The following is a 16,659-nucleotide window of genomic DNA, read 5'->3' on the forward strand; positions in this document are numbered from 1 at the left end:
TGCGGTAGAAGGGAGCCTTCTTGGCGCCCATACGACGCAGTCTGATCTTAACCATTGTATCTTCACCTCCATGTAATTGTAAAACATATCTATGGAAACGCGGCGTGGCGCGTTTACCAACCTGTCAGAAGGGCAGACCGGGTATTTTGCCCAGCTTACCCATTTTCCCCAGCTTGCCCATGCGCTTCATCTGCTTGCCGGAGAACTGCTTGGTCATCTGCTGCATCATATCGAATTGCTTGAGCAGACGATTGATGTCCACCACCTGGGTGCCGGAGCCGGCGGCAATGCGCTTTTTCCGGCTGTTGTTCAGCAGGGAGGGATCCTCCCGCTCGGCAGGGGTCATGGACAGGATAATGGCCTCGGTGCGGGAGAGGGACTTTTCATCCACATTGGCCCCTTCCAGTGCCTTGGAACTGACACCGGGGAGCATCCCGGCAATGTCGGACAGGGAGCCCATACTCTTAATCTGTACCAGCTGATCATAGAAATCCGAGAGGGTGAAGCGGTTCTTCCGCAGCTTCTGCTCCAGCTCGGCGGCCTTCTTGGCGTCAAAGGTCTGCTGGGCCTTTTCAATCAGGGAAAGCACGTCGCCCATGCCCAGGATACGGGAGGCCATCCGATCGGGGTAGAACACGTCCACCTGATCCAGCTTCTCGCCCTGGCCCACAAACTTGATGGGCTTGCCGGTGACCGCCTTGATGGAGAGGGCCGCGCCGCCTCGGGCGTCACCGTCCAATTTGGTGAGCATGACGCCGGTAATATCCAGGGCCTCGTCAAAGGCCTTGGCCGCGTTGACTGCGTCCTGACCGATCATGGCGTCCACGATGAGCAGGATCTCGGTGGGGTCAATGGCCGCCTTCATGTCCTTGAGCTGTTCCATCAGCTCCTCATCCACATGGAGCCGGCCGGCGGTGTCGATAAATACGATGTCATTGCCGTGCTTTTTGGCATGCTCAATGCCCGCCCTGGCAATGTCGATGGGATCGATCTGCCCCATCTGGAACACGGGCACGTCCACCTGGGAGCCCACGACCTCCAGCTGGGTGATGGCGGCGGGACGGAAGGTGTCGCAGGCCACCAGAAGGGGCCGCTTGCCCTGCTTTTTGAAAAAGCCCGCCAGCTTTGCGCCGTTGGTGGTCTTGCCTGCGCCGTTGAGGCCGCACAGCATCACCACCGTGGGGGGGTTGGAGGAGATGGTCAGCTTGGTACTCTCGCCGCCCATCAGATTGGTCAGCTCTTCGTTAACGATCTTGACGATCATCTGGGCGGGAGTCAGGCTCTCCAGTACGTCGGAACCCACGGCCCGCTCAGTAACAGAGGCCACAAACTGCTTGACCACCTTGAAGTTTACGTCGGCCTCCAGCAGGGCCATCCGGATCTCCTTCATGGCCTCCTTCACGTCGGCCTCAGTGAGACGGCCCTTGCCCCGCAGCCGCTTGAAGGCGGCGGACAGCTTTTCGGTCAGTCCTTCAAATGCCATGAGGGTTACTCCTGTTTCAGCTGGTCCAGAATGCCGCGGATACGAGCGCACTGGACCTCGATCTCATCATCCTGTACCCGCTGCTCATTGCACCGGGCGATGGCGTTTACCGCTTCTTCCACCTCGAGGAATTGCTGCTGCATCTTATGGAAACGCTTGATGATGCCGGTCTTGTCCTCCAGTTCGGTGAGGATGGCCTCGGCCCGGACGATCACGTCCCGGACGCCCTGGCGGGTGATGTCGTAGTTCTCGGCGATCTCAGCCAGAGAGAGATCCTCATTGTAGTAGAGGTCGTAGAATTCCTTCTGTCGGTCGGTGAGCATATCTCCATAGAAATCATAGAGCAGAGCCATGCGATAGGCCTGGTTCTTCATGGTACACCCTCCTTCAGGAAGTCGTTCTGTAAAGGAAGTAAAGTTACACTGCTTTACAACGAGGGTTATGATACACGATTTTACGCTGTTTGTCAAGGGGAAACGGGGGATTATTTTTGCTTTTCTTCAGCTGCATACCAGAGGGGGAAGCCCAGCAGTACCGCGCCGCCCAGTAAGTTACCCAGAGTGACCCAGAGCAGGTTCCAACCCATAGCTGCCCAGTCTGCCGTATGGGTGTACAGAGCGTAAAGGGCAAAGTAAGCCATATTGGCGATGGAGTGTTCCAGACCGGTGAGGACGAAGGTGGTAATGGCCAGGGCAATGACCAGGGCCTTACCCGTCTCGCTCTGAAGCCGGAAACCGGCAAACACCCCTACGCATACTAAGAAGTTGCACAATACCCCTCGCAGCAGCAGTACATACCAGGACGGGGACAGCTTGCCAGGAACCATAACGGCCAGATAGGCGCCCAGCAGGTCGCCGCTGGCGCCGGAACCCACCAGCACCAGACAGAGTACCAGGATGCCCGCCAGGTTGCCCAGATAGGACATGATCCAGACCTGCAGAGCCCCGGTGGGGGAGACCTGATTTTCATAGAGGGAGATCCCCATCACCAGGTTGCAGCCGGTGAACAGTTCGCCGCCCAACAGGACGATGAGGATCAGGGCGGCGGAAAAAGTAACTGCCCCCAGCAGTTTAGCCAGAGGCAGTGTGTCGGTGTAAAACCAGGCGGAACACAGGCAGGACAACAGCGTGCCCACAAAAATAAAGGCCCCGGCCAGAGCGGACCGGGTCAGATAGCGCATAGGGGCAGTACGGGCCAGAACCAGCTTTCCGGCGCCTGCCTGGGCAATGAGTTCCACAGCGGTACGATTCATCGGCTCCATTCCTCCATCCTGCAAAGGCAGCAAGATTGCCGCACCAGCGGGTTTGTTTCCTGAATAAACTTATTTTACCGGAGATCGTCCCACCATACAAGAGGGGAATGGACATTTTGTATATTTCCACCACACCGGCAAAGACTAGGAGTACATCAGATAAGGAGGTTATACCAGTGAAAACCCGCATCCTTTTAGCCACAGCACTGGCAGCTGCTTTGCTTACTGCGGCCCTGCCTGCTTCGGCCCTATTCTTGGATCAGGAAGCGACGCAGCCGGCGGTGCTGGATGTCGTGAAAAATGGAATGGCCACGGAGACCATCGCCTTTCAGTCCTCAGATTTTGTGGTGGAGGGGGAAGGGGCTCTGGATGCCATTGTGATCACGGATCTGCCTGACGCCGCCGCCGGTATGCTGACCGTAGGCGATCAGATGGTGGGGGAGGGGGACGTGATCGCTATGTCGGCTGTAGACGGCCTGCGTTTCACACCCAGCCTCCTGACCGAGTTAACGGAGGCCAGCTTCCGCTTTCAGCCGCTCTTCGCAGGCGGAGAGCCGGGAGTGGAGGCCGGCGTGGAACTTCATCTGCTGAGTCAGGCCAACGGGGCGCCGGTGGCGGAGAATCTGGAACTGTCCACCTATAAAAATGTGGCGGTCACCGACCGCTTTTCCGCCGTGGACCCGGAGGGCGACCTGCTGACCTACCGGCTGGTAAAAAAGCCGGCCCGGGGTTCTGTGACCATCGGGGAGGACGGCCAGTTTGTCTACACCCCCTATGAGAACAAGACCGGCAAAGACTCCTTCACCTATATTGCCATGGACACGGTGGGCAACGCCTCCGACCCGGCTACCGTTAAGGTAAAGATCGAAAAGCCGGACACCAAGGTGACCTACGCCGACCTCAGCGGCCACCCGGCTCACAAGGCGGCCATCCGCCTGGCGGAGGAGGGGGTCTTTGTGGGCGAGTGCATGGGAGGGGAATACTTCTTCCAGCCTGATGCCGCCGTCACCCGCAGTGAGTTTGTGGCCATGGCTATGAACGCTGCCGGGGTGGAGTCCCTGGAGGGGGTGTCCCGTACCGGCTTTGCCGACGACGAGAGCATTCCCACCTGGGCCAAGCCCTATGTGTCCTCCGCCCTGAAGTGCGGCCTGGTTCAGGGAACCACCGACGAAGAGGGCCGGGTGGTGTTCCGGGCCGATGACTCCATCACCACCGCCGAGGCGGCGGTACTGCTGGACCGGGTGCTGTCCGTCACCGACGTGGACGCCCAGACCTTTGCCGCCGACGCCCCCGCCTGGGCGGCCCAGTCGGCGGCCAACCTATCTACCTGCGGGGTACTGCCGGCGGATGCCGGCCTCACGGACACTCTGACCCGTGGAGAGGCGGCAGAATTGCTGTGTGCCGCTCTGGATCTGCTGGACAGCCGGGACACCGGCTGGTTTTAAAGGGGATATGAGAAAAACGGCCGCCATCGGCGGCCGTTTCCCTTTATGCACGAGGGCGCAGTTTATACCATATCATAAAAAGAAGTAACCCTGCAAGGCAGAGCCCGCCGCCCAGCCAGAAGGACCAGGCTAAATTGATTTCCGCCAGGGTGCCAAAGGCCAGGTTGGTACCAACTCCCACCCCATCTATGATCATGGCGTGGACGCTGAGGGCGGTGGCCCGGTTCACAGTGGTCACCTGCTTGTTTTGCAGGTCCATCAGGAAGGGCTGGCACAGGGTATTGCACAGCCGCAGGGTGAGAATGGCACAGATGGAGGGGAGAGGGGCAGCGGTCAGGGCCAGGGCGATACAGGCCAGTACCCCGCCGCCGTAGAGCAGCACCGCCGTTCCCACGGTGCCCGTCCGGCGGGTAAGCCGGGCGGACCAGATCCCCGCCATACCCAGCACCGTGGCGGCGATGTAGAGGACGCCGATGGCCCAATCAGGCAGGCCGGCGCGTACATATTGCAGCTGGTTTAAAAAGGTGGTGATGGTCTGGTGGGCCTCGGAGAGAAGGGCCGCCGACAGGAGAAAGAGGAGCAGCCGCCGGTTGGTCAGTGTCTGGCGCAGGATGTCCAGGGTCAGCCGGGGAGAGAAGGGGGCGGAGGCCTTCACCTCGGTGAGTCCCAGGGCGCACAGGGCGGCGGCGCCATAGCTGAGGACAGTAAGACCGCCCGCCAGGGCGTAGTTGTCCCCGATGAACAGGGAGAAGGTAAGGGCGGCGATGAGCAGCCCGGCGGTTTGGAGGCTGTTGTACCACCCGAAGACCTGCTGGCTGTCCTGCCCACCCCGGGAGAGGTAGAGAATGCTGGTGTCCACCCCGGACATCCCGGCTACCACCACGCTGAGCATGACCCGCTCCAGCAGAAAGCCGCCGAAGCCGTGGGCCTGCCAGAACACAATTTTGGACAGAAAATAGAGAAAACAGCACCCGATCATGGTGCGTTTGTACCCCAGCCGGTCGGCCAGGATCCCCCAGGGCACCTCCAGCAGGATGCACAGAGCCAGGGAGATGCTCTCAATGAGGGTGATCTGGGCGATGGATACGCCCTGCGCTTCCCGGTAGAGGGTGGCCACAGGGCCGTAAAAGACCATGCCCTGTAAGAGGGCGATGGCGTACATACACCTTAAATTCCGTTTCATAAAAAAGATCCAATCCTTCCTGTGTTTCTGCATCAAAACAAGGCGCTGGGTCACAGCGCCGGGATGTTTGGATGCACGTCAGGTGGGATTGGACCGATTCAGCATTTTTACTTCACTCCATAAAAGGAAGTTCCAGATTCAATGTAGCAGAATGGCGGAGGAATGTCAAGGGACGGAGAAAAAGAAAGATTTCATGCACAGAAGGAGGAAAGGGAGTTGAGTATAGAGGTAAAGCGTGCTATAATATACCATTAGCGCGTATCATATTGTATCAAACTGGCAGCTGAGGTGTGTTATGAAGATCGTAGTTTTGGCCGGGGGCCTTTCCCCGGAGCGGAATGTGTCCCTTTCCACCGGTACGATGGTGACAGAAGCCCTGCGGGCATTAGGCCATCGGGCGGGACTCATCGATATGTTTTTCGGCCTGGAGGGCGGCCGGGCGGACGAGTCTTTCTTTGATGCGCCGGTGTCGGAGTCTTTTAAGAAAATCAGCCGGGAGGCCCCTGACCTGACGCAGATCCGCGCCAGCCGTCCCGGCGACAGCAAGAGTGTGTTTGGTCCCGGTGTGCTGGAGCTGTGCGCTATGGCCGACCTGGTGTTTCTGGCCCTCCACGGTACCTGCGGCGAGGACGGCAAGGTCCAGGCCGCCTTTGACCTGATGGGCATTCCCTACACCGGGGCTGGCTACCTGTCCAGCGCCATCGCTATGGATAAGGACCTGACCAAACGGATGGTGGAGGATGTTGTGAACACCCCCGGCTGGAAAACCGTGGAATACAAGGCGGAGGACATTGACGGCCTGGTCAGCTCTGCCCGGCTGCCTCTGGTGGTGAAGCCGGTGGCCAGCGGATCCTCCATCGGCGTGTCCATCGCCCATACCGCCGACGAGCTGCGCAAAGCCCTCACCGACGGCCTGACCCTGGGAGGCCGCACCGTGCTGGAGGAGTATGTGAAGGGCCGTGAGATCCAGGTGGGTATCCTGGATGGCAAGGCGCTGCCCTCCATCGAGATTATCCCCAAGGAGGGCTTCTACGACTATGCAAACAAGTATCAGCCCGGCGCGGCGCTGGAGGTGTGCCCCTCGGAAATCCCGGCGGAGTGGGAGGAGAAACTCCGCGCCGCCGCCCTGCGGGTGTATGAGACCCTGGGCCTGTCCGTCTATTCCCGGGCCGATTTCATTGTGACCAGCGACGGCCAGCCCTGGTTTTTGGAGATCAACACCCTGCCCGGCATGACCCCCACCAGCCTGCTGCCTCAGGAGGCTGCCGCGGTGGGCATCGACTATAACCAGCTGTGCCAGCGTATTGTGGAGGCCTCCCTGGAGGCCAGAAAACAGGGCCGGTAAACCGGCATCCGGAACGAGAGAGATTAAAGGAGACAACAACATGGAGCCGATGACCATACGAGAGATCATGGAAGCGGTAGGCGGCAGCTTGTTGGGCGAATTTGGGGATTTGAACCGGACGGTAAGCCGGGTGGAGACCGACAGCCGGACCATCCATCCCGATTCTCTGTTTATCCCCCTGGTGGGAGAGCGCTTTGACGGCCATGCCTATATCAACGCCGCCCTGGAGGGAGGCGCCGCCGGCTGCTTTACCCAGCGGGAGCGGGACAGCTACCTGCCCGGCAAGTTCTATATTAAGGTGAAGTCTACCCATCGGGCCCTGCGGGATCTGGCCAAATATTACAAGCAGAAATTCCCCATTCCTGTGGTAGCCATTACCGGCTCGGTGGGCAAGACCACCACCAAGGACATGGTGGCGGCAGTGCTGGGGGAGAAGTACAACGTCCTCAAGACCGAGGGCAACCTGAACAACGATATCGGGGTGCCCATGACCCTGCTGCGCCTGAAACCGGAACATCAGGTCGCCGTGCTGGAGCTGGGGATGAACCATGCCGGGGAGATCGACTATCTCTCCGCCATCGTGGAGCCGGATGTGATCCTGATGACCAACATCGGCGATTCCCACATTGAGCATTTTGGTTCCCGGGAGAAGATCCTGGAAGCGAAAAGCGAAATTTTTCATTATGCCAAAGAAAATGCTGTGGCTGTGATCAACGGGGATGACCCCTTGCTGAACACGCTGCCTGGGTCGCTGCCTTACCGCTTTATTCGGGTAGGAGCCGGAGAGGGACTGGATTACCGGGCGGTGGATCTGTGCAGCGATGGAAAGAGTCGAATTACCTGTCAGGTAAAAACCCCTGATGAGGAATTCAAAGCTGAGATCCCTGCGCTGGGAGACCATATGATCTATCCCACCTTGATGGCAACGGCGGTAGGCCAGCACTTCGGTCTGACCGCTCAGGAGATCGCTGACGGGGTGCTTCACTTTGCCCCCACCAAAATGCGGATGAATATCCTCACCCGTGGAGACGATATTACTATTCTCAACGATACCTACAACGCCAATCCTCAGTCCATGCGGGCGGCGGTGGAAGTGCTAGCCAACGCCAAGGGGGAGTACAAGGTTGCGGTGCTGGGGGATATGTTTGAGCTGGGCCCCCTAGCTCCCGCTCTTCATGCCGGCATTGGTGAGTACCTGGCCAAGGCGGGTATTGACTGCCTGGTGGCAGTGGGCGAGCTGTCCAAGCACATCTACGACGCCGCCAAGGAGGCGGGTGTGCCGGTGTGCTGGCACTGCGCCGACAAGGAGCAGGCCAAGCCGGTGCTGGACAGCGTGGTGCGTCCCCATGCCACCATCCTGGTAAAGGCCTCCCGTGGTATGGCACTGGAGGAGCTGGTGGAGTATCTGATCTCCATCACCAAAGAAGCGTAAATAGAGGCCGCCGGACATCTGCCCGGCGGCCTGTACTGGCGCGCATTGCGCGCCCACCTTTATCCAAACAGCTTTTGCAGGTTCTCCTTGAAAGGCGGATAGATGACACCCTTCTCGGTGATGATGCCGGTGACCAGGCTGTGGGGGGTGACATCAAAGGCGGGGTTGTACACCTCCACTGTGGCCGGCGCGGTCTGGACCCCGTACAGGGTACGCACCTCGTTCTTGTCCCGCTCCTCAATGGGGATACCAGAGCCGTCAGGAATGGTGAGATCTATGGTGGAGCAGGGGAGGGCCACATAGAAAGGAACCCCGTGATGATGGGCGTTCACCGCCACCGAGTAGGTACCGATCTTGTTGGCGAAGTCCCCGTTGGCCGCCATCCGGTCGCAGCCCACCACCACCATGTCGATCTTGCCCTTGGCCATTAGGCTGGCGGCCATGTTGTCGGCAATCAGGGTGGCGGGAATGTGATCGGTGACCAGCTCGTAGGCGGTGAGCCGTGCGCCCTGGAGCAGGGGACGGGTCTCATCGGCGTAAACCATATCCACTTTACCCTGTTCGTGGGCGGCCCGAATGACCCCCAGGGCGGTGCCGTAGCCACCGGTGGCCAGGGCTCCGGCGTTGCAGTGGGTGAGGATGTGGGCGTGATCGGGCACTACGGAAGCGCCATAAAGGCCCATAGCCTTACACATAGCCACATCTTCCTGATGGATGGCAATGGCTTCCGCAATCAGGGGTTCCGGATCGCCGCCGCAGGCTTCGGCCTTACGGGCCATCCGCTCCAGAGCCCAGAACAGATTGACTGCTGTGGGGCGGCTGGCGGCCAGGACAGCCTTGGCCTCGGCCAGATCCTCCCCGGCCAGAGCGGCCAGGCAATAGGCATAGGCGGCGGTGACGCCAATGGCGGGCGCCCCGCGCACCACCATGGTGCGGATAGCGTCGGCCACCGGTCGGTAATCGGTATAGGGGAGCCAGGTTTCCTCCACCGGGAGCTTTGTCTGATCGAGTAAGTAAAGGGTATTTCCTTCCCAACGGATCGCGTCCATAGAGAACTCCTCCTTGTGATGCGGCCCCGGCGGGCCGGGGTGTTTTGTTCCAAAAGATTGTATCACACACACCATTTGGAGGCAAGCAATGATCGATATCTCCGTCTCGAACCTGTCCAAAGAGTTTGAGGTAGGCAAAAAAATATTGGACGGTCTCACCTTCCAGATTGACCAGGGGGAGCGGGTGGGACTGCTGGGTAAAAACGGCGCCGGCAAGACCACCCTGTTCAAGATCCTCACCGGTGAACTGGACTGGGATGACGGCGAGGTCCACATCGCTCCCGGCAAGGGGGTGGGACTCATCTCCCAGATCCCCGTCTATCCGCCGGAACACACAGTGGAGGATGTACTCCAGACCGCGTTCCAGCGTCTTCACGACATGGAGCGGGAGATGGAGGAGCTGACGGAGCGTATGGGCCGGGACAACGATCCCGCCCTGCTGCGGCGGTATGATTCTCTCACCGCCGCCTTTGAGGCTGGGGGCGGTTACGATACCAGTACCCCCCTGAACAAGGTGTGCAACGGCCTGGAGATTTCCCAGGACATGAGAAACCAGCTCTTTTCCTCCCTGTCCGGCGGTGAAAAGACCCGGGTCAACCTGGCCCGACTCATTCTGGAGGACACTGACATCCTGCTGCTGGACGAGCCCACCAACCACCTGGATCTGCGGGCCACCGAGTGGCTGGAGGAATATCTGGACAAGTATAAAGGCACTGTCCTTGCCATCTCCCATGACCGCTGGTTCCTGGATCGAGTGGTGAAACGGGTCATCGAGATCCAGGAGGGGAAAGCGGAGTTCTACGAGGGAAATTATTCCTTCTATGTGGTGGAGAAGGAACACCGCTATCAGGAAAAGCTGAAGCAATACGAGAAGGAGCAGGCCAAGATTGAGCAGCTGGAGAAGGCCGCCCAGCAGCTGCGGGTGTGGGCCTACTCGGGCAACGACAAGACCTTCAAGCGGGCCCAGTCCATGGAGAAGCGGATTGAGCGCCTGCGTACCACCGACAAGCCCACCAAGGAGCGCCGCCTGGACATGAAGTTCGGGGAGCGGGAGTTCCGGGGGGATGAGGTACTCACCATCAAGGAACTGAAGAAGTCCTTTGACGGGCGCCCCCTCTTTGACCATGTGAATCTGGAGGTGGTGGGAGGGGAGCGCATTGCCCTGCTGGGAGACAACGGTACCGGCAAATCCACCCTGCTGAAAATATTGCTGGGGGAGGAGGAGCCGGACAGCGGAAAGCTGCGTATGGGGCCAACTGTAAAGGTTGGATACCTGCCGCAGATCATCCACTTCTCCCACCCGGAGCGCAACCTGGTGGACACCATGATCTACGATCAGGACTGCTCCACCCAGACCGCCCGCAACCGGCTGGCCGCCTTCAACTTCCGGGGAGAGGACGTGTTCAAGCCGGTGTCCGCCCTGTCCGGCGGGGAGCAGAGCCGCCTGCGGCTGTGCATGCTGATGGACGAGCAGATCAACCTTCTTATCCTGGACGAGCCCACCAACCATCTGGACATCGCCAGCCGGGAGTGGATCGAGGAGGCGGTGGCGGACTACGAGGGCAACCTGCTCTTCGTGTCTCATGACCGCTACTTCATCAAGCAGTTCGCCACCCGGATCTGGATGCTGGAGGACGGGCGCATTACCGACTTCAAGGGTACCTTTGAGGAGTTCCGGGCCGCCCGGGAGCGGGCCAAGAACCAAGCTGCTGCCCCGGTGAAGGCCGAGCCGGAGAAGCCCAAGAAAGAGAAAACCAAGCGTCCCGGCGGCACCAAGGAGCTGGAAAAGCAGGTGGCCGCGGCGGAGCGGGCGGTGGCCAAGGCGGAGGAGCGGCAGTATGAGCTGTCCCTGAAAGCCGAGGAGGTGGCCTCCAACTATCTGGAACTGCAAAAGGTGTACGACGAGCAGAAAGAACTGGAAGAAGAAATTGCCGCCCTGTATACAAAGTGGGAGACCCTGGCGGCTGAACTGGAAGAGGCCAGAGGATGAGAAGAAAGCAGTATTATCGTCCCTATGAGGGACGAAAAAAACCGCTGTGGCTGCTGGCTGTGCTGGCCGGGGCGCTGGCTTTTGCGCTGGGCTTTGTGGTACTGCTGGGCATCGTACTGACCGGCGCCCACGACCAGATTGTGGGAGAACCCAAAGTGATGGTCATTCTGGGCTGCAAGGCGGAATCCTGGGGGCCGTCCATCCTGCTTCAGGACCGGCTGGACAAGGCCCTGGACTACCTGGAGGACCATCCGGATTTGACCGTCGTGGTCTCCGGTGGCCAGGGGGACGACGAACACCAGAGCGAGGCCCAGTGTATGTATGACTATCTGACCGAACACGGTGTGGACTCAGACCAGATCCTGCTGGAGGACCAGTCCCATAACACCTGGGAAAACATCCGGTTCACTCAGGAACTGCTGCAAGAGGCGGGAGTGGACACCGGGGAGATGCTTGTGGTGTCCAACGGATTCCACCTGGCCCGGGTGCGGATGCTTTGGGGCAGAGTATGGGAGGGGGACTACACTCTGTCCACCCTGGCGGCTCCCAGTTCCCATCTGCCCTCCCGGCTGAGGATGTACATCCGCGAACCCTTTGCGCTGGTCAAGTCTTTTTTCTTTGACAGGTGATAGAATTTGGATATGCTGCAAAAACTGAAAGCATTGGATCTCCACTTTGCTGATATTGAGGCCAGACTGGGAGCGGGGGAGACCTACAACGACCCGGCCCTGGTGGCCAAGCTGAACAAGGAGCAGCGGGAGCTGGAGCCGGTGGTCACCGCCTGGCGCACCTATACCCGCCGCCAACAGGACCTGGCCGACGCCGAAGCCCTGATGTCCGACCCGGAGCTGGGAGAGATGGCCAAGGAGGAGTATCAGCAGGCCAAGGAGGACATTGCCAAACTGGAGGACGAGATACGCATTCTGCTGCTGCCCCGGGACCCCAACGACGACAAGAACGTCATCGTGGAGATCCGGGCCGGGGTAGGAGGGGAGGAGGCGGCCCTGTTCGCCCACTCCCTGTTCCGAATGTACTCCATGTACGCCGACGCCCGCCGCTGGAAGGTGGAGGTGGACTCGGTCAACGAGACCGAGCTGGGTGGCGTAAAGGAGATCTGCTTTACTATTGAGGGAGACGGGGCCTACTCCCGCCTGAAATTTGAAAGCGGGGTCCACCGGGTCCAGCGGGTGCCTGAGACCGAGTCGGGCGGGCGCATCCATACCTCTACCGCCACCGTGGCGGTACTGCCCGAGGTGGACGAGGTGGATTTTGAACTCAACCCCGCCGACATCGAGATGCAGGTGTTCCGCTCCTCCGGCGCGGGTGGCCAGCACGTCAACAAGACCTCCTCCGCTGTGCGCCTCATCCACAAGCCCACCGGCACGGTGGTGGAGTGCCAGCAGGAGCGCAGCCAGTTCCAGAATCGGGACAAGGCCATGCAGATCCTGCGCTCCCGTTTGTACGAGGAGAAGGTGCGGGAGCAGGAGGAGTCGCTGACGGCGGAGCGACGCAGTCAGGTGGGCACCGGGATGCGCAACGAGCGCATCCGCACCTACAACTTCCCCCAGGGCCGGCTCACCGACCACCGCATCGGCCTGACCCTGTACAAGCTGGAAAATGTAATGAACGGCGACCTGGATGAGATCATTGACGGCCTGATCACGGCCGACCAGGCGGAACGGCTGCGCAACAGCCAGGACAAATAAGCAAGGGAGAGAACCAGAGCAATGGAACTGATTATCCACTTCAACACCCTGCCGGACGGGCTGAACCTGGATCTGGTACGGGATGATCTGGCGGGTTTGCTGGAGGACGACGGCTGGATTACCGGCTCGGGGTCCAACTATCTGGAACTGGAGCTGGAGGACGAGAAGGTCAACCCCAAATACGGTATCCTCACCGTGAAGGGCTATCTGCAAAAAGCCAAATTTGCCCCCGACACCACCATCGAGCTGGCGGGCACGCCGGTGGGCATCTACGAATAACAAAGGAGACTTGGGTATGAAAAAGGCCATTGGCATCCTGCACATCCTGTCCGGCGCCGCCCTGCTGGCGGCAGGGATCCTGACGGTGGTACAGAGGGACCGCCGCCGTCGCCGCCGTCACCGGTTTTGAGAAAGTAGGGAGGAAGGATGCACACCCTGCGTTTGACTGACAAGCAGATCGGCCCGGCGGCGGACATCCTCCGCCGGGGCGGCCTGCTGGGCATCCCCACCGAGACGGTGTACGGCCTGGGGGCCAACGGGCTGAACAGCGAGGCGGTAGGCCGCATCTTCGCGGCCAAGGGGCGCCCCCAGGACAACCCCCTGATCCTCCATATCCCCACCGCCGACTGGCTGGAGCGGTACTGTGAGGACATCCCGGAAGCAGCCTACGCCCTGGCCCGCCGGTTCTGGCCGGGGCCTTTGACCATGATTTTAAAGCATAAGTCCATCGTACCCGCCGCCGTCACCGCTGGGCTGGACACGGTGGGGATGCGCTGCCCGGCCCATCCGGTGTGCCGGGCCATCATCGCCGCCGCCGACCTGCCGGTGGCCGCCCCGTCGGGCAACACCTCCGGCCGGCCCAGCCCCACCAATATGGCGGATATGCTGGAGGATATGGACGGCAAGATCGACGGCATCGTGGACGGCGGCCCCTGTTCCGTGGGGGTGGAGTCCACCATCATCGACCTGACGGAACAGCCGCCCCGTCTGCTGCGGCCCGGCGGCATCACCCTGGAGCAGCTGGAGAGCGTGCTGGGCGAGGTGGCGGTGGACCCGGCGGTGACCCGACTTATGGGAGCGGGGGAGCAGCCCAAGGCCCCCGGCATGAAGTACCGCCATTATGCCCCCAAGGCCCCGGTGACGGTGGTTCAGGGCGCGCCGGAGACGGCGGCCCGGTACATCCAGACCCATATGGCCCCCGGTGACGGGGTGATCTGCTTCGATGAGTATACCGGCTTATTTGAGGGCCACCCCCTGGAGCAGCTGGGTCCCAGCACCGATGTGCCCGAGCAGGCCCGGCGGGTGTTCGACGCCCTGCGGTGGTTTGACGGCACCGACGTGACCCACATCTGGGCCCAGTGTCCCGACGCCACCGGCATTGGTCTGGCGGTAGCCAACCGGCTGAACAAGGCGGCCGGATTCCATATCATCCGGGCTGATCAGCCCGATTAACGAAGATGGCCGTGTTTTCACGGCCATCTTTTTTCAAAATGTTGAAAGGATTCCGTCCTTTGGTTCGTATTCAAGGTGAAACCCAATCAAACAAGGAGGAATCACCATGAAGAAGATCCTGATGGGTACCGCTGTTGCCGCCCTGGTGCTGACGGTAGGGCTGACTACCGCGTTTGCAGCCGGAGGGCGGTACTATGTGGACGCCAACGGCGACGGGATCTGTGACAACCAGGGGAGCTACTGCCGGTTTGTGGATACCGACGGCGACGGTGTGTGCGACTACCAGGGCACAGGCTGCCGCCATACCGGCGGGTACGGCTGTCATGGCCAGGGCCGGGGCCATCACGGCTGGTAACAGGTCCGGCTGAGCCGGAGGGGAGGTGAGGGTGTCTATGCGAAGCGAAGAGGAGACCAATCAGGCCGTGGAGCGGTATGGAGATACCGTCCGGCGGCTGTGCATGATCCATCTGAAGAACGAGGCGGACACCCAGGACATCTTCCAGACGGTGTTTTTGAAGTATCTGCTCCATGACAAGCCCTTTGAGAGCGGCGAGCATGAGAAGGCCTGGTTCATCCGGGTGACCCTCAACGCCTGCAAGGACCTGCTCCGCAGCTTTTTCAGCAGAAACACGGTACCCCTGGAGCAGCTGACCGGCCAGGCCGACCAGCTCACCGGTCAGGGCCGGGAGGTGCTGGCCACCGTGCTGGCGCTGCCCCAAAAGGAACGGCAGGTGGTGTATCTCCACTACTATGAGGGCTATACCGCCCCGGAGCTGAGCCGCCTGCTGGGCAAGAACGTGAACACCATCTACACCACCCTGGCCCGGGCCAGGGCGCACTTGAGGGAAACGCTGGGGGGTGAGGACCATGGATGAGCAGATCCGGGAGGTCTTTGGGCAGCTCCACGCGGGAGAAGCCATGAAGGAGAACACCAAAGCCGCCCTGGACCGGGCGCGGAACCGGCGCCGGCGGCCTGTAGGCTACCTGGCCGTGGCGGCGGCCTGCCTGGTGTTGCTGCTGGCGGGTCTGGGTGGATACCGTTATTACTTTACACCAACCACCTATCTCAGCGTGGACATCAACCCCTCTCTGGAGCTGGGGGTCAACCGGTTTGACAAGGTGGTGTCCGTCCGGGCCTGGAACGAGGACGGGCAGGAGCTGGTCGACAGCCTGGAGCTGAATTTGCTGGACTACCAGGAGGCCCTGGAGCGGCTGGTGGCCAGTGAGAGCATTGCCGACCGATTGGCAGCGGGTGAGCTGCTGTCCATTACCGTGGCGGGGGAGAACGAGGCTCAGTGCGGCCGGTTGTTGGCGGGAGCGGAGGCCTGCACCGCCGGGCAGGAGAACGTCCGGTGCCATCAAGGCGATGTGGAAGAACTGGAACAGGCCCACCACGCCGGGCTGTCCCTGGGCAAGTACCAGGCGTTTCTGGAACTCCAGGCTCTGGACCCCACCGTGACGGCGGAAGATGTGGCGGGGCTGACCATGCGGCAGATCCGGGACTGGATCGGGTCGCTGTCCCAGGATGCGGACAGTCAGGGCAAAGGAAATGGTCAGGGGCACCACGGGGAGGAGAGCCACGGCTACCGATTCGGGCAATCTTAACCAAGAAAATAGGGGCGGCAATTTTTGCTGTCCCTATTTTCTTACAGATAAGAGAATTCACAATTTTCTCACACACCATGCCGATAGTGTGGTATACTAACTGCTGGAGGCGAAGCACATGAGACGCATCGGCATTACCGGCCCCACCGGCGCGGGCAAGACCACGGCTCTGAACGTACTGACCCGGCTGGGGGTCCACATCATTGATGCCGATCAGGTGTATCATGATTTGTTGGAAGGTAGCGTCTCCATGAAGCAGGCCTTGACCGAACGCTTTGGCTGCTCCATTGTGGATGGAACGGGCAAGATTGACCGAAAGCGATTGGGGAATATGGTTTTTGCCGACCCTGAGGCTCTGGCCGATCTCAATACCATTACCCACCGGTTTATCGTCGGTGAGATTGACCGGCAGGCAGCCCGGGCAGAGGCAGAGGGGCGGCCTGCAGTGGCCATTGACGCCATCGCCCTCATCGAGAGCGGCGTGGGGGAGACCTGCGACGCGGTGGTGGGCATTTTGGCCCCCAGCGAAGTTCGCATCCGCCGGATCATGGCCCGGGAGGGCATTTCGGAGGAGTATGCCCGTAAACGGGTGGAGGCCCAGCAGGGGGATGATTTCTTTCGTGCCCACTGCACCCATATTTTGATGAACGAGGATTCACCGGAGGAATTTTCCGCCCGGGCCCTTGCTCTGTTTCAATCGCTGATCCCATAAAGTTT

Annotated in this window: 17 protein-coding genes; 12 read left to right on the forward strand and 5 right to left on the reverse strand. The window is 60.5% G+C overall.

Annotated features, from left to right (window positions below; translation table 11 throughout):
• Positions 1-124: 124 nt before the first annotated feature.
• From ffh to Q0K43_RS02495, 3 genes are all read right to left on the reverse strand, one after another.
• The gene (ffh, locus tag Q0K43_RS02485; RefSeq protein ID WP_297288988.1) at positions 125-1,483 is read right to left on the reverse strand and encodes a signal recognition particle protein; all 1,359 of its coding nucleotides are present in this window, start codon (positions 1,481-1,483) and stop codon (positions 125-127) included.
• Positions 1,484-1,488: 5 nt separating this feature from the next.
• Positions 1,489-1,857, reverse strand: coding sequence for a YlxM family DNA-binding protein (ylxM, locus tag Q0K43_RS02490; RefSeq protein ID WP_297288989.1), 369 nt, complete (start codon positions 1,855-1,857; stop codon positions 1,489-1,491).
• Between the two features lie 110 nt (positions 1,858-1,967).
• Positions 1,968-2,744 (reverse strand): formate/nitrite transporter family protein, encoded by a 777-nt coding sequence (locus Q0K43_RS02495; protein WP_297288990.1) that lies wholly within the window; start codon positions 2,742-2,744, stop codon positions 1,968-1,970.
• A gap of 167 nt (positions 2,745-2,911) precedes the next feature.
• On the opposite strand from Q0K43_RS02495, the gene Q0K43_RS02500 reads away from it, so the two are divergent.
• Positions 2,912-4,180, forward strand: coding sequence for an Ig-like domain-containing protein (locus Q0K43_RS02500; RefSeq protein WP_297288991.1), 1,269 nt, complete (start codon positions 2,912-2,914; stop codon positions 4,178-4,180).
• 43 nt (positions 4,181-4,223) lie between these two features.
• Here the strand turns inward: Q0K43_RS02500 and Q0K43_RS02505 are convergent, their stop codons facing one another.
• Positions 4,224-5,363, reverse strand: coding sequence for an MFS transporter (locus Q0K43_RS02505; protein ID WP_297288992.1), 1,140 nt, complete (start codon positions 5,361-5,363; stop codon positions 4,224-4,226).
• A 295-nt stretch (positions 5,364-5,658) separates the two neighbouring features.
• Between Q0K43_RS02505 and Q0K43_RS02510 the strand changes: the two genes are divergently transcribed.
• On the forward strand, positions 5,659-6,708 hold the full coding sequence (locus tag Q0K43_RS02510; protein ID WP_297288993.1) for a D-alanine--D-alanine ligase: 1,050 nt from the start codon (positions 5,659-5,661) through the stop codon (positions 6,706-6,708).
• Positions 6,709-6,748: 40 nt separating this feature from the next.
• Positions 6,749-8,140, forward strand: coding sequence for a UDP-N-acetylmuramoyl-tripeptide--D-alanyl-D-alanine ligase (gene murF / locus Q0K43_RS02515; RefSeq protein WP_297288994.1), 1,392 nt, complete (start codon positions 6,749-6,751; stop codon positions 8,138-8,140).
• Between the two features lie 59 nt (positions 8,141-8,199).
• On the opposite strand, the gene mtnA is transcribed toward murF, so the two are convergent.
• Entirely contained in the window at positions 8,200-9,189 is a 990-nt protein-coding gene (mtnA, locus tag Q0K43_RS02520) for an S-methyl-5-thioribose-1-phosphate isomerase (protein WP_297288995.1), read from the reverse strand.
• Between the two features lie 88 nt (positions 9,190-9,277).
• Here mtnA and abc-f point away from each other — a divergent pair, with 88 nt between their 5' ends.
• The 9 genes from abc-f to coaE all read left to right on the forward strand — a co-directional run bounded on the left by abc-f (position 9,278) and on the right by coaE (position 16,654).
• Complete coding sequence (gene abc-f / locus Q0K43_RS02525; protein ID WP_297288996.1) at positions 9,278-11,179, forward strand: ribosomal protection-like ABC-F family protein; 1,902 nt, start codon at positions 9,278-9,280, stop codon at positions 11,177-11,179.
• Positions 11,176-11,808, forward strand: a complete 633-nt coding sequence (locus Q0K43_RS02530; protein ID WP_297288997.1) for a YdcF family protein — start codon at positions 11,176-11,178, stop codon at positions 11,806-11,808. Before abc-f ends, Q0K43_RS02530 begins: the two co-directional genes overlap by 4 nt.
• Before the next feature lie 12 nt (positions 11,809-11,820).
• Entirely contained in the window at positions 11,821-12,885 is a 1,065-nt protein-coding gene (prfA, locus tag Q0K43_RS02535; protein WP_297288998.1) for a peptide chain release factor 1, read from the forward strand.
• A gap of 21 nt (positions 12,886-12,906) precedes the next feature.
• Positions 12,907-13,164, forward strand: a complete 258-nt coding sequence (locus Q0K43_RS02540) for a hypothetical protein (RefSeq protein WP_297288999.1) — start codon at positions 12,907-12,909, stop codon at positions 13,162-13,164.
• Positions 13,165-13,311: 147 nt separating this feature from the next.
• A complete protein-coding gene (locus Q0K43_RS02545) occupies positions 13,312-14,337 on the forward strand; it encodes an L-threonylcarbamoyladenylate synthase (protein WP_297289000.1) in 1,026 nt (341 codons plus the stop codon).
• Positions 14,338-14,443: 106 nt separating this feature from the next.
• Positions 14,444-14,692, forward strand: a complete 249-nt coding sequence (locus tag Q0K43_RS02550; protein ID WP_297289001.1) for a hypothetical protein — start codon at positions 14,444-14,446, stop codon at positions 14,690-14,692.
• 37 nt (positions 14,693-14,729) lie between these two features.
• A complete protein-coding gene (locus Q0K43_RS02555) occupies positions 14,730-15,212 on the forward strand; it encodes an RNA polymerase sigma factor (RefSeq protein WP_297289002.1) in 483 nt (160 codons plus the stop codon).
• Entirely contained in the window at positions 15,205-15,942 is a 738-nt protein-coding gene (locus tag Q0K43_RS02560) for an anti-sigma-I factor RsgI family protein (protein ID WP_297289003.1), read from the forward strand. The genes Q0K43_RS02555 and Q0K43_RS02560 overlap by 8 nt, the downstream gene beginning before the upstream one ends.
• 118 nt (positions 15,943-16,060) lie before the next feature.
• Positions 16,061-16,654 carry a dephospho-CoA kinase gene (gene coaE, locus Q0K43_RS02565; RefSeq protein ID WP_297289004.1) on the forward strand — a complete coding sequence of 198 codons (594 nt, stop codon included), beginning with the start codon at positions 16,061-16,063 and terminating at the stop codon, positions 16,652-16,654.
• Positions 16,655-16,659 lie beyond the last annotated feature (5 nt).

The sequence above is a fragment of the uncultured Flavonifractor sp. genome (genome assembly GCF_944383115.1).
GTDB lineage: Bacteria > Bacillota > Clostridia > Oscillospirales > Oscillospiraceae > Flavonifractor.